18 protein-coding genes are annotated in these 17,530 nt (G+C 64.1%); 10 read left to right on the forward strand and 8 right to left on the reverse strand.

What is annotated here, in order from left to right; all coding sequences use genetic code 11:
- Positions 1-6: 6 nt before the first annotated feature.
- Positions 7-1,677 (forward strand): stimulus-sensing domain-containing protein, encoded by a 1,671-nt coding sequence (locus CDI09_RS04900; RefSeq protein WP_205836709.1) that lies wholly within the window; start codon positions 7-9, stop codon positions 1,675-1,677.
- Here the strand turns inward: CDI09_RS04900 and pqqE are convergent.
- Genes pqqE through pqqA form a run of 5 tightly spaced genes read right to left on the reverse strand, consistent with a single transcriptional unit; the run spans position 1,658 to position 4,836 of the window.
- Positions 1,658-2,764 carry a pyrroloquinoline quinone biosynthesis protein PqqE gene (gene pqqE / locus CDI09_RS04905; protein ID WP_078525584.1) on the reverse strand — a complete coding sequence of 369 codons (1,107 nt, stop codon included), beginning with the start codon at positions 2,762-2,764 and terminating at the stop codon, positions 1,658-1,660. The two genes, CDI09_RS04900 and pqqE, sit on opposite strands and share 20 nt — an antisense overlap.
- Positions 2,761-3,042 carry a pyrroloquinoline quinone biosynthesis peptide chaperone PqqD gene (gene pqqD / locus CDI09_RS04910; protein WP_078525582.1) on the reverse strand — a complete coding sequence of 94 codons (282 nt, stop codon included), beginning with the start codon at positions 3,040-3,042 and terminating at the stop codon, positions 2,761-2,763. Before pqqD ends, pqqE begins: the two co-directional genes overlap by 4 nt.
- Positions 3,039-3,776 carry a pyrroloquinoline-quinone synthase PqqC gene (gene pqqC / locus CDI09_RS04915; RefSeq protein WP_078525579.1) on the reverse strand — a complete coding sequence of 246 codons (738 nt, stop codon included), beginning with the start codon at positions 3,774-3,776 and terminating at the stop codon, positions 3,039-3,041. The genes pqqD and pqqC overlap by 4 nt, the downstream gene beginning before the upstream one ends.
- Positions 3,773-4,696, reverse strand: a complete 924-nt coding sequence (pqqB, locus tag CDI09_RS04920) for a pyrroloquinoline quinone biosynthesis protein PqqB (protein ID WP_078525576.1) — start codon at positions 4,694-4,696, stop codon at positions 3,773-3,775. Before pqqB ends, pqqC begins: the two co-directional genes overlap by 4 nt.
- A gap of 59 nt (positions 4,697-4,755) precedes the next feature.
- Entirely contained in the window at positions 4,756-4,836 is an 81-nt protein-coding gene (pqqA, locus tag CDI09_RS04925) for a pyrroloquinoline quinone precursor peptide PqqA (protein WP_010508617.1), read from the reverse strand.
- A 284-nt stretch (positions 4,837-5,120) separates the two neighbouring features.
- Between pqqA and CDI09_RS04930 the strand changes: the two genes are divergently transcribed.
- A complete protein-coding gene (locus tag CDI09_RS04930; RefSeq protein WP_408884487.1) occupies positions 5,121-6,398 on the forward strand; it encodes an AI-2E family transporter in 1,278 nt (425 codons plus the stop codon).
- On the opposite strand, the gene CDI09_RS04935 is transcribed toward CDI09_RS04930, so the two are convergent.
- Positions 6,395-7,165 (reverse strand): Crp/Fnr family transcriptional regulator, encoded by a 771-nt coding sequence (locus tag CDI09_RS04935; RefSeq protein ID WP_078527875.1) that lies wholly within the window; start codon positions 7,163-7,165, stop codon positions 6,395-6,397. The genes CDI09_RS04930 and CDI09_RS04935 overlap by 4 nt on opposite strands.
- Positions 7,166-7,374: 209 nt before the next feature.
- On the opposite strand from CDI09_RS04935, the gene CDI09_RS04940 reads away from it, so the two are divergent.
- The 7 genes from CDI09_RS04940 (at position 7,375) to CDI09_RS04970 (ending at position 14,397) form a co-directional block, all read left to right on the forward strand.
- Positions 7,375-7,842, forward strand: coding sequence for a hypothetical protein (locus CDI09_RS04940; protein WP_249033997.1), 468 nt, complete (start codon positions 7,375-7,377; stop codon positions 7,840-7,842).
- A 139-nt stretch (positions 7,843-7,981) separates the two neighbouring features.
- Complete coding sequence (locus tag CDI09_RS04945; protein WP_078525571.1) at positions 7,982-8,782, forward strand: OmpW/AlkL family protein; 801 nt, start codon at positions 7,982-7,984, stop codon at positions 8,780-8,782.
- Positions 8,783-8,786: 4 nt separating this feature from the next.
- A complete protein-coding gene (gene hemN, locus CDI09_RS04950; protein WP_110571206.1) occupies positions 8,787-10,151 on the forward strand; it encodes an oxygen-independent coproporphyrinogen III oxidase in 1,365 nt (454 codons plus the stop codon).
- Positions 10,152-10,204: 53 nt separating this feature from the next.
- Entirely contained in the window at positions 10,205-10,846 is a 642-nt protein-coding gene (locus CDI09_RS04955) for a 2OG-Fe(II) oxygenase family protein (protein WP_078525565.1), read from the forward strand.
- Positions 10,847-10,994: 148 nt separating this feature from the next.
- Positions 10,995-12,635, forward strand: a complete 1,641-nt coding sequence (locus CDI09_RS04960) for an electron transfer flavoprotein-ubiquinone oxidoreductase (protein WP_078525562.1) — start codon at positions 10,995-10,997, stop codon at positions 12,633-12,635.
- A gap of 71 nt (positions 12,636-12,706) precedes the next feature.
- Positions 12,707-13,456: an electron transfer flavoprotein subunit beta/FixA family protein gene (locus CDI09_RS04965; protein ID WP_078525559.1), complete on the forward strand. Its 750-nt coding sequence runs from the start codon at positions 12,707-12,709 to the stop codon at positions 13,454-13,456.
- 2 nt (positions 13,457-13,458) lie between these two features.
- On the forward strand, positions 13,459-14,397 hold the full coding sequence (locus tag CDI09_RS04970) for an electron transfer flavoprotein subunit alpha/FixB family protein (protein WP_078525557.1): 939 nt from the start codon (positions 13,459-13,461) through the stop codon (positions 14,395-14,397).
- Between the two features lie 74 nt (positions 14,398-14,471).
- Here CDI09_RS04970 and CDI09_RS04975 read toward each other — a convergent pair whose 3' ends face one another.
- Together CDI09_RS04975 and CDI09_RS04980 are read right to left on the reverse strand one after the other, a co-directional pair.
- Entirely contained in the window at positions 14,472-14,675 is a 204-nt protein-coding gene (locus CDI09_RS04975; protein ID WP_078525555.1) for a hypothetical protein, read from the reverse strand.
- Between the two features lie 207 nt (positions 14,676-14,882).
- On the reverse strand, positions 14,883-15,518 hold the full coding sequence (locus tag CDI09_RS04980) for a hypothetical protein (protein WP_078525554.1): 636 nt from the start codon (positions 15,516-15,518) through the stop codon (positions 14,883-14,885).
- Positions 15,519-16,045: 527 nt separating this feature from the next.
- On the opposite strand from CDI09_RS04980, the gene CDI09_RS04985 reads away from it, so the two are divergent.
- On the forward strand, positions 16,046-17,479 hold the full coding sequence (locus CDI09_RS04985; protein ID WP_078525552.1) for an MATE family efflux transporter: 1,434 nt from the start codon (positions 16,046-16,048) through the stop codon (positions 17,477-17,479).
- The last annotated feature ends 51 nt before the right edge of the window (positions 17,480-17,530 follow it).

Here is a 17,530-nt window from a genome sequence, read left to right on the forward strand (position 1 = left end):
GAATTCATGGAATACCGCCCCCGGCTGGTTTCGCCGCTCATGCGGCGCATCCTGCTGGTCAATACGCTGCCGCTCGGCCTGCTGGCGCTGACGCTGCTCTACCTGACCCAGTTCCAGAACAGCCTGCTCGAGGCCGAGGTCTCGGCGCTGCGCGAGCAGGCGCGCATCTATGCGGGCGCGCTGGGGCAGAGCGCCGTGATCGTGTCGCACCGCGACGTGACCCTGGCCCCTGACCTTGCAGGCCCGCTGCTGCTACGCCTGACAGAGCCCAGCCCGAGTGCGCATGCCCGCCTGTTCGCCCCTGATGGGCAGGTCGTGGCCGACAGCCGCGTGGAACAGGCAGGCTTCGGCATCAAGGCCACACCCCTTCCACCCGCCGAGGAAGACGAACATCCGCCTCCCCCCCACGGGGCCTCGATCAATATGGGCGAGCGGCTTTATAACTGGCTGCTGGCGCAGTTGCCCACGCTCTCGGGCGAGCGGATCATGAAGCTGGACACGCCGGATTCGGACCCGTCGATCCAGCCTGTCACCCAACCTGATGGCACGCGGGTGATGGAGATCCCGCCCTATATCCGTCGCAACGCCGACCACCAGCTCATGGTGACGGTGGCCGAGCCTGTCATGCATGCGGGGCAGACCACGGTGGGCATCATCCAGCTCACGCGTGAGGCGCGCGATGTTGACCGCTCGCTGTTTGCGGTGCGCTCTTCCATCCTGTCGCTGTTCCTCATGGCGCTGGCGCTGACCATCCTGCTGTCATGGTATCTGTCGCTCACCATCGCACGGCCGCTGCTGCGGCTCGCGGCCTCGGCCCATACCATGCGCGAATCCTCCGACCGCACCGACATGGTGCCCGAGCGCCTGCTGGCCCGGCGTGACGAGATTGGCGAGGTCGCCCGCGCGTTGCAGGACAGTGCGAGCGCGCTGTGGGCCCGCATGGATGCCATCGAGCGCTTTGCCGCCGATGTCAGCCACGAGATCAAGAACCCGCTCTCCTCCATCCGCTCGGCCATTGAAAGCCTGCTGCGCATTGATGACCCCGAGCGCCAGCGCCGCCTGATGTCGATCATCAATGACGACGTGCGCAGGCTTGACCGGCTGATTACCGATATTTCCGATGCCAGCCGCGTCGATGCCGAACTCTCACGCACCCGCGCCGAGCCGGTGGCCATCGTGCCGCTGCTGTCTGTTCTGGCTGAAATCCATCAGGCCACGCGCCAGCCGGGCCAGCCCTTCATGGCTGTGGCCAGCAGCGGCGACAGCCCCGAGCGCAGGCTGGTGGTGCTGGCGGTGGAGGACCGGCTGGTGCAGGTGCTGCGCAACCTGATCGGCAACGCCATCTCGTTCTCGCCGCCTGATGGCAAGATCCTGCTCAGCGCGGTGCCTGCGGGCGGCATGGTGGAGATTGCGGTCAGCGATGAAGGCCCCGGCATCCCGCAGGCCAAGCTCGACAACATTTTCGACCGCTTTTATTCCGAGCGGCCGAGCAGCGAGAATTTCGGCCAGCATTCCGGCCTGGGCCTGTCGATCAGCAAGCAGATCATCGAGGCCCTGCGCGGCACCATCAGTGCTGAAAACCGCATGGATGCCGATGGCCACGTGCAGGGCGCCCGCTTCGTGATCTGCCTGCCGCGCGTGGATGTGAAGGGTGAGGTCAGCCGACCTCATCCGTAGCACGCGCGTAACGCCGGTAGCGAAAGGGCGGCGGTTCAGCAGGCAGGGTATCAAGCACGGCCTTGACCCGCTCATGGTCCGGCGCGCGCGCGCATACCGGGTCGGTCGCTGCCGCATCACCCGCCAGCGCCAGCGCCTGGCAGCGGCAGCCCCCCCAGTCCTTCTCACGCTGGTCGCAGCTGCGGCAGGGCTGGGGCATCCAGTCCGTGCCGCGGAACATGGTAAAAAGCGGGGCCTCGCGCCAGATATGGTCCAGCGTGTCATGCTTTACGTCGGGGAAGGCGACGTTGGGGATGGTCTCGGCCGCATGGCACGGCAGCACCCGGCCCGAGGGCGAGATGTTGATGAACCGCCGCCCCCAGCCGCCCATGCACGGCTTGGGCCGGTCGGCATAGTAATCGGGTGTTACGTAATCGATGGTCAGGCGGCCTTCGTATTTTTTGCGCGCGGCTTCCACCGCCTCGGTCGTCTGCTCAAGCTGGGCGGCTGTGGGCATGAGGGCCTCCCGGTTGGCCAGCCCCCAGCCATAATACTGCGTATGGGCGATCTCGACCCGGCGCGCGCCCATCTGCACGGCGGCCTCAAGCATCTGTGGCACGCGCGCAGCATTTTCGCGGTAGATGACGAAGTTCAGCGTCAGCGGCATGCCGTCGGCTGCAACCAGCCGCGCCGCCTCGATCTTGCGGGCCTGCGCGCCCTTCATGCCGCCAACAAGCTCGGCATTTGCCGTATCAATATCCTGAAACGAAAGCTGGACGTGATCGAGTCCCGCCTCCACCAGCGCCGGGAAGGTCTTCTCGTTAAGCAGCACGCCGGAGGTGATGAGGTTGGTGTATAGCCCCAGCCCCACCGCATGACGGATGAGTTCGGGCAGATCGGGGCGGCTCATCGGCTCGCCACCCGAGAAATGGACCTGCAGCACCCCCATCTCGGCGGCCTGGTCGAGCACGCTGATCCACTCGGCGGTGGAAAGCTCGTTCTGACGCGGCTCCAGCGCCAGCGGGTTGGAACAGTACGGGCACTGCAACGGGCAGCGATGCGTGAGTTCCGCCAGCAGGCTCATGGGCGAGAGAATGGTTTCGGTCATGCCACCAGCACCTGTCGGGTCATGAGATCAGTCACCATGACATGGACATCGCGCCCGATCACATCAACCGGGGCCGCGAAGCGGCTGGCCAGATCGGCAATGATCTGGCCCAGCGTGCGCGTGCCATCAACGAGCTTCAGCACCTCCGCCGCGATGGGGTCGGGAATGAAGGCCCGCTCCGGCGCCTGGATGATCCAGCGCTCGCGCACGCGGTCATGCTGCAGCCGCACCCCGCGCGCGAAGCGGATAATGCTGTCGTCTGTGAGGTCTGCGCTCATGCCGCGTCCGGGCGGAACGCACCGGGCGGGATGCGGCCGGGATTGACGTAGGCATATTCCAGCTCATCGAGCATGGCCCACAGCACGCCGCATTTGAACTTGAGCGCGCCAAGCACCGCCTGCTGCTGCTCGGGCGTGCGGGCATGCTCCTTCACGTAGGCCAGCGCGAAATCGGAATCACGCGGGGCCTGTGTGAGGCGCGGCTGGAAGTAGGCCAGCGTCTCGGGCGTGATGAAGTCGTAATGGCGCAGCATGCCCGCCACGCGCTCGCTGATGATGGTGGGCGAGAACAGCTCGGTCAGCGACGAGGCAATGGCCTCGAGGATGGAACGGTCGCGCACGAAAGCCACATACGCATCCACCGCGAAGCGGGTGGCGGGCAGCAGCCCTTCGAGCGACTCCACATAGGCGCGGTCCAGACCCAGCCCGTCGGTCAGTTTGAGCCAGCGCGCTACGCCGCCGGTGCCCGGTGCATCGCCATCATGGTCGACCAGCCGCCGGCGCCATTCACGCCGCAGTTCCGCCGTGGTCAGGCGGGCAAGCAGCGTTGCGTCCTTGGCGGGAATGCTGGCCTGGTAATAATAGCGGTTCAGCGCCCAGGCCTGCACCTGCGCACGGTTCAGCCGCCCGTCATGCAGCGCACGATGGAAGGGGTGCAGGTTATGATAGCGTTCCGCCCCGATGGCGCGGAGTGCCGCCTCGAGTTCATCGGGGGAAAGCAGGGGTGCGCTCATGCCGTAATCCTCATCCCGTCATGGGAGATTTCCCACCCTGCGGCCTCGACGGCGGCGCGCTCGGGCGTATCCGCCAGCAGCACAGGGTTGGAATTGTTGATGTGTATGAAAATCCTGCGCCTGATGCCCAGGTCACGCAGGGCGGCGATGGTGCCGTCCATGCCATCCATGGACATGTGGCCCATGCGGCGCCCGGTCTTTTCACCCAGGCCCGCGCGCACCATCTCGTCATCCACCCACAGCGTGCCGTCAAAGAAGACGGCATCCGCCCCGCGCAGGCGCACGCGCAGGTTATCGGTCATGCGCGCGCAGCCGGGCACGAAGCATACGCGGTGGCTGCCATCGGAAATCTCGAGGCCGATCGTCTCGCCATTTTCGCATATGGCGGCGGGATCGGGGCCGGACTCGGCATAAAGCGGCACCTTGCCAGGCACGGCGAAGGGCACGATGGTCAGGCCCGCGGGCGCGCCATCGGTCAGCTTCAGCGCCAGGGGCTGGTCGAGTCCCATCGGTTCACGGGTCACGACCGCGCGGTTCAGGGCCTCAAAAATGGGGTTGGCGTCCAGCATGGACAGCACTTCGGGCGTGGCCAGAAGGGTAAAGGGCTGTCGCTCGCGCAGGGTGAGCAGGCCGGTGATGGTATCCACCTCGCCACCTGTCAGGATCACGCCGGCGATGGGCGTGGAGCGCAGGCCTTCATGCGGGTGAAGGGCCGGGGTCTGGTTGATCTGGGTACGCAGGTCAGGCGATGCGTTGACCACGAACCAGTTTTTTCCATCTCCACTGATGGCGATGGAAGCCTGTGTGCGGGGCAGGGCTGCCGGATCGCCGGCCCTGGCCCGCCTGCAACCGGGAGCGTTGGAGTTCCATTGGGGAAATCCGCCACCCGCCGCCGCGCCGAGAACGATAATGTCGATCATGGACGCAGAGTGTAAAAGAAAATCGCCGCCTGTGCGAGACAGGCGGCGATGTTTCCATCTTACTTCTTTTCGCCGCAGACGTAGCTGTTGATCTCGGCGCCCAGGGGGACTTCAACGATCTTGGGGGTATTCCAGGCCATGGGACTCTCCATTGATTGTATGCGAAAGGCAGGAACCTTCGTCTAAGGCGTATTTGATCCCTGTCTCCCGCCACTTTCAAGTCGTGTGAGGGGGCATATGGGGCCGGAAAATTCACGTTAGCGTGTACCGCGCCGCCCCCTGCAATGGTTGCGTAGCGGGAATGTGCCAAAATCCTTGGTCCTGCCTGCCCGATACAGCCATAAGGAGCGGGTGGGCACGGGAAAGCGGACAACCAGCCCCCCGGCCATACGGGCCAAGCCAGCACAAGCCAGGACCTGAACCGATGCCGCCCGAGACACCGCCCCCACCGCCACCATCCTACGAGCAGGTCCAGCAGCAGCGCGCCATCGAGGTCATGCGCCACAGCCGCCTCGACACCCGCACGGCCTGCCTGCTGCTGCTCAGCGTGCTGGCGGTGTTCTATACGCTGTATTTCGCCTCGGCCATCATCCTGCCCATGATCCTGGCGCTGGTGGTCAACCTGCTGCTGTCCTCGCCGCTGCGCTTTTTGCACACGCGGCTGCACCTGCCCAAGCCACTGGCGGCCCTGTGCCTGATCCTGTGCGTATTTGGCGTGGTGGGGGCGGTGGGCACCGCCATTTCCGTGCCCGCCACGGGCTGGCTCGAGCGCGCGCCCGAGGCGATCAATACATTACAGGAGCGCCTGGCCTTCCTGCGCGGGCCATTCCAGCTCCTGACCGGCGCCTCGGACCGGATCCATAACTTCCTTTCCATCGCAGGCGGGCATGCCACGGCGGCCGCAACCGATGCACAGACCCAGGACGGGCACGTCATCATCGTGTCCAGCCCAACGGGCGGTGGCGGGGTGGCGGGGCTGGACCGCTTTTCCTCCTCCATCCTGCTGGGCACGCAGGCCTTCATGGGCCAGTTCTTTACCATGATCCTGATGCTGTTCTTCCTGCTCGCGCAGGGGGACAGCCTGCTCAGGCGCTTTGTCGAGATCATGCCCACCTTCGCCGACAAGCGCCGCACGGTGCAGATCGCCTATCAGATCGAGCGCAATGTGTCGGAATATCTGGCCACCATCACCATCATCAACAGCCTCGTGGGCGTGGTGAACATGGTGCAGTGCTGGCTGCTGGGCATGCCCAACCCGCTGCTGTGGGGGGTTATGGCGTTCCTGCTCAACTACATTCCCATCATCGGGCCGATGATGGGCATCATCATCTATTTTCTGGTGGGGCTGTTCGTCTATCCATCGGTGTGGCAGGCGCTCCTGCCCCCGGCCATCTACCTGTGCATCCACCTGACGGAAGGCGAGACCATAACCCCCATGGTGCTGGCGCGGCGCTTTACGCTCAACCCGGTGCTGGTCATGGCGTCACTCATGTTCTGGGACTGGCTGTGGGGCATTTTCGGGGCCTTCCTGTCGGTGCCCCTGCTCGCGGTGTTCAAGATCATCTGCGACCATGTGGAAATTCTGACCCCGCTGGGCCACATCGTCGGTGGCCCGGCCCATCCCGCGCCACAGAAACCGCTCTTTACCGAAATGCCTGACAGCACCACGCCGGGTGAAGACCCCGACCGGCTGGAAGACTAGCTGTTGCCTGCGGCCAGCACCTCAAGCTTGGGCGTTGACACGATGGTAATGGCGTAACCCTTGCCCACCTCGATCATGCCCTGCGCGCGCATCCAGCTCAGCGTGCGGCTGACGGTCTCGATGGTCAGGCCAAGATAGTCGGCAATGTCGCCGCGGGTCATGGGCAGGTGCAGCCGGCCACCCGATGGCGGCGGCTGGCCGGGCAGGAGGCCTGCCTGCATCTGGTCAAGCAGGAAGCTCGCCACGCGCTCGCGCGCGGTCTTGCGGCCAAGCAGGAGCATCTGGTTCTGGGCGGCAACGAGTTCGTTGGAGGCTTCCTCAAGCAGGCGGCGCTCGAGCTTGGGAAAATCATCGAGCAGCTCGCCCATCTTCTCGCGTGAGAAGCGGCACACGCGCACCGTGTCGATCGCCTCCGCGCCAAAGGCATAGCTGTCGGACACGGCAAGGCCGAGAAAATGCCCCGGCGCCGCGAAACCGGTAATCTGGCGCCGCCCGTCGGGCAGGGCCTTGAACAGCTTTACGGTACCCGATGTCACGTTGAAGAAGTCGGTCGCGGGTGCGCCTTCCTCGATAAAGCCGCGACCGGGGGAAATGATGGTTTCCACCGCGACTTCGGCCAGGCGGGAGATATCGGAGGGTTCGATCACGCTACAGACACTGGTGGGGCGAACGCTGCAACTGGCGCAGAAATCCGCCTGTACGCCGCCCGACCCGATCACGATACGCCGTGGCCTCGATTCAAACTGACACGAAGGCATATCCGACATGATAATTTCCAATTCACTTTCAGGCGCCCGCGTTCCGGCGCCGAAGTAACCGGACATGCCCTGGCTCCCTAGAAATACAATAAATGCATTCGCCAAGAGCGCAGACTATGGCTGATGGGTTGATGTAAATCAATGCGGTCAACCCAGAAATATAAGGTAAACACGACGGATCATAACAAAAAATTCTTAGCCCGAGGAAATCCCGACGCGTGCAGGCCGTCCCCCCGCCCATGGTCAGACGACTGGACCCCGCCGATGTCCCGCTCCTTTATCCACTTGTGCGCCTGTCCTTTCCACACCTCACGCTGCGCGAATGGATGCGGATCGGCCGCAGGCTGGCCCGCCCCGGCGCGCGGGCGCGGCAGGGCATCCTTGTCGCCCGCTATGGCGATGCCAGGCCGCCGTGCGGCATGGCCACCTTCCGGCGCGGGTTCGACCTGTGTTCGGGCGATACCCTGACATCGGACTACATCATCACCCTGTCCTACACCGGGGCGCAGACCATTATCGATGCGCTGCTCCCCGCAATGGAAACACTGGCGCGCGAGTGGGGGTGTGACGCCATACGAACCATCACCCATAGTAAACCCGCTGCAAAAACACACAGCGCGTTTCCCAGACTGTGTTCATACGGCAACATTACCGAAAGAACAGTCAGGCTGGACCACAACACGTAAATAGTTCTGTCTGGTTGATTGATTCATATCAAGGCCGAGTGCTAGGTGGCCGTGATTTCTGCACACATCAAACTAACTTGAGTATTCTTAACGCTCTCGCCTGCCTGCCAGCCGGGAAAGAAATTAGGGTCTGCTTACCATGAAGAACATTCGCAAACTTGCCCTGTCGGCAGTGCTCGGCGCCTCGGCGCTGGCCCCCGTGGCTGGCCACGCACAGACGACCGCTCCCTCCACCTACGTCAATGCCCCGCTGTCAGCCCCCGTTGCCCCGGCGCAGCCGAAGGGCCACTGCGGCATCTTCGAGACCTGTGCCTCGACCAAGATCGGCCTGGGCCGCGGCGATTTCATGATCCGCCTGTCCGCCGTGGGCGTGCTGCCCGAAGATCGTGACAGCCGGGTGTGGTCTGCCGCCAGCGGCGGCCGCTATAGCGCGATCAGCGGCACGCGCATCAAGACCACCAACCAGGTGATGCCGGAACTGACGTTCGAATACTTCCTGACCGACAACGTCTCGCTCGACCTGATCGCCACCAGCACGCGCCATGAAGTCGCGGCCGAAGGCGCCGCTGTCGGTGGCAAGCTCGATGTGGGCAGCGCCTGGGTCCTGCCCCCCACGCTCACGGTGGCCTGGCACTTCCGTCCGCACAAGCGCCTGAACCCGTATGTGGGCGTTGGTGGCACCTTCATGTGGTTCCACAACATGCATGCCAGCGGCGCAATGGGCCTGACCAAGCTGAACTCCAGCTTCACCGGTGGCCCGTCCATCAACGCCGGTGTTGACTACCAGCTGGTTGGCAACTGGTTCTTCAACTTCGATGTGAAGCAGATGTTCGTGCGCATGCACGCCGAGGCTGAAGACGCTGGTGAAACCACCAAGATCAAGGCCCACGACTCGCTGGACCCGACCGTCATCTCCGCTGGTATCGCTTACCGGTTCTGATGGCATGAGCGCGGCGGACAGCACCCTGCTTTCCCGCTATGGGGGCAACCTGCCGCGTTATACCAGCTACCCCACCGCAGCCCAGTTTACGGATGCGGTGGGCCCGGACGACAGCCGCGAATGGCTGTCCTCCCTCCCGGCGGACCAGCCGGTTTCCCTTTACCTGCACGTTCCTTTCTGTGACACGCTATGCCGGTTCTGCGGGTGCAACACCGCCGTGCTGCGCAATGCCGATGCGCGGGCCGCCTATGCCGCCCTGCTGCACGAGGAACTGCGTCGCGTCATTGCCCTGATTGGCCCCGGTCGCCGCGTGACCCATCTGCAATGGGGGGGCGGCACGCCCACCACACTGCCCGCGAGTGCAATGCGCCGCGTGATGCAGGCCATACGCCGTGACTTCGAGATAGCCCCCGATGCCGAGATCAGCATTGAGGTCGATCCCCGCCATCTCCCGCCCGAATACCCGGCACTCCTGCATGAGCTTGGCTTCAACCGCGCCAGCATGGGCGTGCAGGATCTTGATGCCCGCGTGCAGGAGGCCTGTGGCCGCATCCAGAGCTGGGAACAGACGCGCGACTGCCTTGATGCCCTGCGCGGGGCGGGCATTGGCTCCATCAACATCGACCTGATCTATGGCCTGCCCCGGCAGGATGTGCAGGGCGTTGCCCGCACGGCGCAGGCCGTGGCCAGCCTGAAGCCAGACCGGCTGGCCGTGTTCGGCTACGCCCATGTGCCATGGAAGCAGAAGCGTCAGAATCTCATGCCCGTAGGCGAGCTGCCCGGCGCGCAGGAACGCATCATGCAGCGCGCGGCGATGGACAGCGTGCTGCGCGAGGCCGGTTTCCTGCCCGTGGGGCTAGATCATTACGTCAGCCCTGATGATAGCATGGCCCAAGCCCTGCGCACCGGCACGCTGCACCGCAATTTTCAGGGCTATACCACCGACAGCGCGCCGGTGCTGATCGGCATCGGGGCCTCAGCCATTTCCTCGCTGCCCGGCGGCATGACGCAGAACGCCGTATCGGCCGCCGCCTATGCCCGCCACATGGCCCGGCCCGACAGCCTGCCCGTGGCGCGTGGCGTGCGCCTGCAGCATGATGACCGGGCACGCGCCGATATCATTGAGCAGCTCATGTGCACCATGCGGGTCGATCTTGATGCGCTGGGCGCCCGCCACGGCCTGCCCGCCGGTCATTTCGACTCCGAACGAAACCGCCTTGCGCCCATGGTGGCGGACGGGCTTGTCACCCTCACGGGCCGGGACGTGCGTCTTACCGAAAAGGGGCGGCCTTTCGTGCGGCATGTCGCGGCAGTTTTTGACCGTTACCTCACGGCCCGGAGCAGCACCCGCCACGCCAGCGCCCTGTAAGCGCGGCCCCACGGCACCAGCACGGCCCACCCCACAGCCAGCAGCAGACCTTCATGCAAACCAACTGCGTCACCGCCGCCCTTGCCGCAAGCCCTGTCGTGCCATGGCCCTATCCCCACTGGCAACTGCATGACGTGCTGCCTGCCGCCATTGCCGCCTCCCTGGTGCAATGGGTACCCGGCGCGCGGTTCATGGGCGGCGACAGCGGTGGCCAGCGCGCGGGCCGCAATGGGCACCGGCTGTTCGTAACCCCCGCCCAGCGCGCGGCCCATCCCGCACTCGACCAGCTGGCCTGCCTGTTCGATGCCACCGCCACGCGCGCGGGCTTCACCCACCAGTGCCATGCCCGGCTGCAGGACGCCGCCCTGCGCCTTGAACTGTGCCTCGATACCGATGGCTTCTGGCTTGAGCCACATACCGATATCGGCGCCAAGCGGCTGACGCTGCTGGTCTCACTCTCGATGGGGGCTGAGGCGATGGACTGGGGCACCGATATCATGACAGCGGAGGGCACGCCGGTGGCCCGTGCCTCGGGGCTGTTCAATTCGGGGCTGCTGTTTATTCCGTCCTCGAAATCATGGCATGGCTTCGTGCGCAGGCCGCTCAGGGGGGTGCGGCGCACGCTGATCGTCAATTACGTCAGCCCCGAATGGCGGGCGACCGAGGAACTGGCCCAGATGCCACATGCCGCCTGAATACGGCCCCATGATGCGGCCGGACGGAACAGAATACGCACGCAAGGCTTTATTCGCGCACCAATCGGTTCTAGGAAACACACCTATACAAGTGTAATCCCATTCATCCCATGTCATCCCGGTCATGACGCAAGAGGACAACAGAGGTATGAGCGAGACCCCGCGCGAGACTATGGAATTCGATGTCGTCATTGTTGGTGGCGGCCCGTCTGGCCTGGCCGCGGCCATCCGGCTGCGCCAGGTTGCCCCCGATGCCACCGTGTGCCTGATTGAAAAAGGCAGCGAAATTGGCGCCCATATCCTGTCCGGCGCGGTGATCGAGCCGCGCGCGCTGGCGGAACTCCTGCCGCACTGGCAGGAAGAAGGCGCACCGCTGAACACGCCCGTGACGGAAGAGCAGATGCTCTACCTGACCGAGAACGGCGGTATCGAGGTCCCGTTCCTCGACCGCGTGATGCCGCACATGCGCAACCACGGCAACTACATCGTAAGCCTTGGCGACCTGTGCCGCTGGCTGGCGGGCCGCGCCGAGGAACTCGGCGTGGAGATCTATCCCGGCTTTGCCGGGGCCGAGGTGCTGGTTGATGACAGCGGGCGCGTAGCCGGTGTCGCTACGGGCGACATGGGCGTGGGCCGCGACGGAGAGCCTACCGGCAATTACGCGCCGGGCATGGAACTGCGCGCGAAATACACCCTGTTTGCCGAAGGCTGCCGTGGCTCGCTGACCAAGCAGGTCATGGCGATGTACAACCTGCGCCAGGGCGTGGACCCGCAGACCTACGGGCTGGGCATCAAGGAACTGTGGGAAATTCCGAAAGAGATGCACCGCCCCGGCCTGATCCAGCACAGCTTTGGCTGGCCGCTCGATGACCGGACCTATGGCGGCGCGTGGATGTACCATTTTGGCGACAACCTCGTCTCCTACGGCTTTGTGGTGGGGCTTGATTACCCCAATACCTGGCTCTCGCCGTTTGACGAGATGCAGCGCGTGAAGCTGCACCCCTCCTTCCGCCCGTATTTCGAGGGCGGGCGGCGCATCGCCTATGGCGCGCGCGCCCTGTCGGAAGGGGGGATCCAGTCCATCCCGCGCCTGACCTTCCCCGGTGGCGCGCTGATTGGCGATACGGCGGGCTTCCTCAACGTGCCCAAGATCAAGGGCACGCACACGGCCATGAAGTCGGGCATGCTCGCGGCCGAGGCCGTGGGCGAAGCGCTGGCCACCAGCCGCGTGGAGCCGGGCTCCTATACCCGCCGCATCAAGGATTCCTGGCTGTGGGATGAACTGCGCACGGTGCGCAACATCCGTCCCGCCTTCGCCAAATTCGGCATGAAGGGCGGCGCGCTTTACGCGGGCATCGACGCCATGCTGCTGCGTGGCCGTGCGCCCTGGACGCTGCACACCCGCCACGCCGATAACGAAGTGCTGGAACCGGCCTCGATCTCGCCAAAAATCGACTACCCAAAACCCGATGGCAAGATCACCTTCGATCGCCTCTCCTCGGTGTTCCTGTCCGCCACCAACCATGAGGAAGACCAGCCCGTCCACCTCAAGGTGCGCAACATGTCGCTGTGGAAGACGGTGAACTGGGATGTGTTCCGCGCGCCCGAAAGCCGCTACTGCCCGGCGGGCGTGTATGAAGTGGCCGATGAGGCCACTGACCCGCATCTGCAGATCAACGCGCAGAACTGCGTGCACTGCAAGACATGCGACATCAAGGACCCCGCACAGAACATCGACTGGGCCACGCCGGAGGGGGCGGGCGGCCCGAACTATCCGGGCGGGATGTAATTGCCCGGCGGGTACGGTATGTATCCGCCACACCGATTGCCCTTATCCGAAGACAGACAGGCAAATATGCAATGAAGGTTCTTGTACCCGTTAAGCGCGTGATTGACTACAACATCAAACCCCGCGTGAAGGCCGACGGTTCCGGCGTGGAAACCGCTGGCGTCAAGATGTCCATGAATCCGTTTGACGAGATCGCGGTCGAGGAAGCCGTGCGCCTGAAGGAAAAAGGCGTAGTGAGCGAGATCATCGCCGTCTCCATCGGCGAGGCCAAGGCGCAGGACACGCTGCGCACCGCCATGGCCATGGGCGCTGACCGCTCCATTCTGGTCGAGACCGATGTCGTAACCGAGCCGCTCGCCGTTGCCAAGGTGCTCAAGGCACTGGTGGAAAAGGAAAAGCCGGAACTCATCATTCTGGGCAAGCAGGCCATTGACGATGACATGAACGCCACCGGCCAGATGCTCGCAGGCCTGCTCGACCGCCCGCAGGCCACCTTCGCCTCGAAGGTGGAAGTAGCTGATGGCGCGGTTACGGTGACGCGCGAGATCGATGGCGGCTCACAGACCGTGAAGCTGGCGCTCCCCGCCATCATCACCGCCGACCTGCGCCTGAACGAGCCGCGCTACGCCTCGCTGCCCAACATCATGAAGGCGCGCAAGAAGCCTATGGAAAAGATCACGCCAGCCGATCTGGGCGTGGACATGACCCCGCGCCTGAGCGTGATCTCGGTGGCCGAGCCGCCGGAGCGCAAGGCGGGTGTGAAACTCGATTCGGCAGCGGAACTGGTTTCGCGTCTGCGTAACGAAGCAAAGGTGATCTGATCATGACCGTTCTCGTTTACCTCGATCATGAAGGCGGCGTGATCCGCCAGGCTTCGCGCTCCGCCATCACCGCGGCCACCAGGCTCGGCGATGTCGATGTACTGGTCACCGGTCCGGATGCCGCCGCTGCCGCGAAGTCGGCTGCCGCCATCCCCGGCGTGAAGAAGGTATTTGCCGTAACCGACACCACCGGCAACAGCGAACTCGCCGAGCCGGTCGCAGCCCTGCTGGTGCAGCTTGCGGGCGGTTACACGCATATCCTGGCCGCGTCTTCCGCCACGGCCAAGAACGTGCTGCCGCGCGCGGCGGCCCTGCTTGATGTGCAGCCGATCCCCGATATCGTCGCCATCAACGATGCCGAGACCTTCGTGCGCCCGATCTATGCGGGCAGCGCGCTGGCAACCGTGAAGTCGGCTGATGCGAAAAAGGTCATCACGGTGCGCGCATCCGCCTTCGATCCCGCCCCGGCGGAAGGCGGCAGCGCCACCATCGAGGAAGTCGCCCTGCCCGCGGGCCCAGGTGGCTCCACCTTTGTCGCCACCGAACTCTCGAAGTCCGAGCGGCCGGAACTGGAATCTGCCCGCGTGGTGGTTTCGGGTGGTAACGGCATGCTCAATGAGGAAAACTTCAAGCTGCTCGAGCCGCTGGCCGACCGTCTGGGCGCCGCCATTGGCGCATCGCGCGCGGCAGTGGACAAGGGCTTTGTCTCGAACGAATACCAGGTGGGCCAGACCGGCAAGATCGTGGCGCCGGAACTGTATATCGCCATGGGCATTTCCGGGCAGATCCAGCATCTGGCCGGCATGAAGGACAGCAAGGTCATTGTTGCCGTCAACAAGGACCCTGAGGCACCGATCTTCCAGGTGGCGGATTACGGGATTGTGGGCGACCTGTTCACCATCCTGCCGCAGCTTGAGGCCGAACTCGACAAGGCAGGCTGACCCCTGCGGGCCATGCTTATGCGTAAAGGGGTGCCGGGCGGTCTGTCCGGCACCCCTTTTTTTGTCATGCGGGTCTATTCATTTTCCAGCACGGCATGGGCGCGGGCGGCCACCGTGTCATAGTCCTGCTGGCTCAGGTCGCCCCGGTGCAGCATCTCGCTCGCACGGGCCAGCGCGTCACGCGCATGGGTGGCGTCGGGTATGGGGTAGCGTCGGCCCGGCAGGGCAAAAGCTGAATCGGGCAGGGCATTGCGTTCGGCCGCCGTCAGTCTGGACATCGGTATTCCTCCCTTAATGCAGGGGTTCCTGCCACGGGCGGGAACCGGCTTTAGCGTAATGGAGACGCCCTGTTCGCCACCAGCGGTAAAAGCGCCGGTCTCCCGCGCAATGATAAAAGTTTTCGGGTGCCGCCTTTTGTCAAAAAGGCAGCGTTCTTCGAAGCTTTTTGAAAAAAGCTTCACCAAAACCTTCTTTTGGCAGAAGGCTTACAGATCCTGCTCGACCTCATGGGCCACGTGATGCCGCCCATCAGGCGCAAGGCCACCGGGCAGGGGCCGCGCGGTCTCGACGGACTGCATCCGTGCCCACAGCATCGGCATGGCCACGACATAGTCACAACCCAGCATGACCACATTGCACACCATGGCGCAGGATACGGTCATAAGCAGCCTGTGCCTTGCGGATATGAGATAGGCGGTGGTCACGCACAGGATTTCCAGCCATTCGATGCCAAACAGGAGGGCGCTGCCATACCCCCACTGCCAGTAGGCCCACGCCCCCTGCAGGCTGAGGGTCACCAGCACGAACACCCCGGTCCTGTGCAGCGGCCGAAGCCGGGATAGATGCCCAATGAACCAGTAAGGCACGCTCATGCACACGGTATCGTCCAGAATATTGTGTCCCAGTGCATAGATGATCTGCCTGCGCAGCACGGATGCCATAAACATTACAACCGCCAGCGGGCCTGACAGGTTTTGCAGGATCTGCTGTCCCTGCGGACTGCGCAGGTCGTCGAGTATGCTGCTGTCGGGTTCAAACAGCCACTCCACCACCCCGAGCAGAACGCCCATAAGGCCGATGAGCAGGCAGGAATATTTTGGCGGCAGGGACATGCGGTTCATGAAGGGCGATACTCAGGCGGATCGGGTTGCACGGCAGGACTGTTACCTTTGCCAGAAATGGACCGACCCGGTCCAATTTTTAACCCGACCTGCCCCCCTTGCGGGCCAGGTGGTATTGCACGGGCAGGGCACAAAAAAAGACAGGGCCTCCCATGGGGCGACCCTGTCAGTAGAACGTTGATACCGGAGGGTAACACGTCCAGCCCGGCATCATGACCGGATTTTATTGGTTTTTATGGAAGCCAGCGGCTTCGTGTAACCCCTTATGCCATCGCCCTATTTAAACGTCAACAATAAATATAAATAAAAATACGATTTTACTTTTTTTGCACTGCACAATCGGTATGGTTATTTTGCACTGCACAATCAAATTTTATTATATACATCAACAACACGGCAATTTTCTGCCAGGCGGCAAAAACAGGCCGGACAGGGGTCTTGTGCCCGGTTTCAATGCCCCGCATCATGGGGCGTGACCATGGCGGCACCGGCCAGGCCGCCCCCACTGCAGCAGACAGGACACCCGAATGGGGGGACAACCCGCGACCCGACCAAAAGCCGCATTCTGCACGGGCAGCATTGTCCGCCATGTCGTGGTCATGGCCGGGACGGGTGCCATCGGCCTGATGGCCGTGTTCCTTGTCGACCTGCTGAACCTTTTCTACATTTCATGGCTTGGCGATCCCGCGCTGACGGCGGCCATCGGCTTTTCCGGTGTCATCAGCTTCGTGCAGATCGCGGTCTCCATCGGGCTGTCCATCGGTATCGGCGCCATTACCGGCAGGCTGATCGGCGCGGGCAAGATGGAGCAGGCGCAACGGGTCGCCTCCTCCTTCGGCATTGTCATGCTCGGCTGCTGCCTGCTCATCGGGGTGTTTACCGCATGGCTCGCACCGCTCCTGCTGGCCCTGCTCGGGGCACAGGGTAATGCGGCACGGCAGGCGGCCACGTTCCTGCGCATCGTCTCGCCCGGGCTGCCGCTGATCGCGGCAGGCATGGGGTGCTCGGGGCTGCTGCGCGCCATCGGGGCGGCCCGTATCTCCATGAATGTAACGCTGATCGGCGCCATGATCTCGGCCATAGCCGACCCCGTGCTGATCGTGGGCCTCGGGCTGGGGCTCAAGGGGGCGGCGATCAGCACCATTTTCTCACGCGGGATCGTGGCGCTGATGGGCTTTCGCTGCGCGCGCCGTCACGGCCTGCTGGCATGGCCCGTGCGCACCCATGTCGTGGCCGACACAAAGCTGGTGGGGCAGGTGGCCATGCCCGCCATCCTGACCAACCTGGCAACGCCGGTGGGCAGCGTGTTCGTAACCCATGCCATGGCGGGGTTCGGACTGGCGGCGGTGGCGGGGCAGGCGACCATCGAGCGTATCGTGCCGGTGGCCTTCGCCTTTGTCTTTGCCCTGACGGGCTCGGTGGGGCCGATCATGTCGCAGAACCTTGGCGCGGGTAAACTCGACCGCGTGCGGGCGACACTCGTGGCCTCGCTGTGGCTGGTCGCGGGCTGTGTTGCACTGACATGGGCCATCCTGTTCCTGACACAGGACCTGGTGGTGCGGGTGTTTTCAGCGCAGGGCACGGCGGCGATGCTGATCCACCTGTTCTGTAACTGGACCATCGCGGGCTACGTGTTCATCGGCATGCTGTTCGTGGCCAATTCCGCTTTCAACAATCTGGGCCACCCGCTGTATTCCACGCTGTTCAACTGGGGGCGGGCGACGCTGGGCACCATTCCGTTCGTGTGGATGGGCATGCGTTACGGGCCGGGCGGCGTGCAGGTGGGGCAGGTGCTGGGCAGCGTGCTGTTTGGCTCCTGCGCGGTGCTCACCGCCTTTTCCGTGGTGAGACGCCTGCACCCGGGCGACCGGGCCACGGAACAGGCCATGCCGGTCATTCCCCCGCCCCAGACCGGCGAAGCCGGGCAGATCGAACTCGACGAGCTCGACCACTCGGCCTGATCCCCGCGCCAGGGCATCCTGTCAGCAGGCAGGACCGAACGCCGCCCGCCC

It is taken from the genome of Komagataeibacter nataicola (genome assembly GCF_003207795.1).
In the GTDB taxonomy this organism is placed as follows: domain Bacteria; phylum Pseudomonadota; class Alphaproteobacteria; order Acetobacterales; family Acetobacteraceae; genus Komagataeibacter; species Komagataeibacter nataicola.

Coding starts and splice junctions, on each gene's coding strand:
- CDI09_RS04900 (WP_205836709.1), top strand. CDS start 7: ATGGAATACCGCCCCCGGCTGGTTTCGCCGCTCATGCGGCGCATCCTG.
- pqqE (WP_078525584.1), bottom strand. CDS start 2,764: ATGACCGAAACCATTCTCTCGCCCATGAGCCTGCTGGCGGAACTCACG.
- pqqD (WP_078525582.1), bottom strand. CDS start 3,042: ATGAGCGCAGACCTCACAGACGACAGCATTATCCGCTTCGCGCGCGGG.
- pqqC (WP_078525579.1), bottom strand. CDS start 3,776: ATGAGCGCACCCCTGCTTTCCCCCGATGAACTCGAGGCGGCACTCCGC.
- pqqB (WP_078525576.1), bottom strand. CDS start 4,696: ATGATCGACATTATCGTTCTCGGCGCGGCGGCGGGTGGCGGATTTCCC.
- pqqA (WP_010508617.1), bottom strand. CDS start 4,836: ATGGCCTGGAATACCCCCAAGATCGTTGAAGTCCCCCTGGGCGCCGAG.
- CDI09_RS04930 (WP_408884487.1), top strand. CDS start 5,121: ATGCCGCCCGAGACACCGCCCCCACCGCCACCATCCTACGAGCAGGTC.
- CDI09_RS04935 (WP_078527875.1), bottom strand. CDS start 7,165: ATGTCGGATATGCCTTCGTGTCAGTTTGAATCGAGGCCACGGCGTATC.
- CDI09_RS04945 (WP_078525571.1), top strand. CDS start 7,982: ATGAAGAACATTCGCAAACTTGCCCTGTCGGCAGTGCTCGGCGCCTCG.
- hemN (WP_110571206.1), top strand. CDS start 8,787: ATGAGCGCGGCGGACAGCACCCTGCTTTCCCGCTATGGGGGCAACCTG.
- CDI09_RS04955 (WP_078525565.1), top strand. CDS start 10,205: ATGCAAACCAACTGCGTCACCGCCGCCCTTGCCGCAAGCCCTGTCGTG.
- CDI09_RS04960 (WP_078525562.1), top strand. CDS start 10,995: ATGAGCGAGACCCCGCGCGAGACTATGGAATTCGATGTCGTCATTGTT.
- CDI09_RS04965 (WP_078525559.1), top strand. CDS start 12,707: ATGAAGGTTCTTGTACCCGTTAAGCGCGTGATTGACTACAACATCAAA.
- CDI09_RS04970 (WP_078525557.1), top strand. CDS start 13,459: ATGACCGTTCTCGTTTACCTCGATCATGAAGGCGGCGTGATCCGCCAG.
- CDI09_RS04975 (WP_078525555.1), bottom strand. CDS start 14,675: ATGTCCAGACTGACGGCGGCCGAACGCAATGCCCTGCCCGATTCAGCT.
- CDI09_RS04980 (WP_078525554.1), bottom strand. CDS start 15,518: ATGAACCGCATGTCCCTGCCGCCAAAATATTCCTGCCTGCTCATCGGC.
- CDI09_RS04985 (WP_078525552.1), top strand. CDS start 16,046: ATGGGGGGACAACCCGCGACCCGACCAAAAGCCGCATTCTGCACGGGC.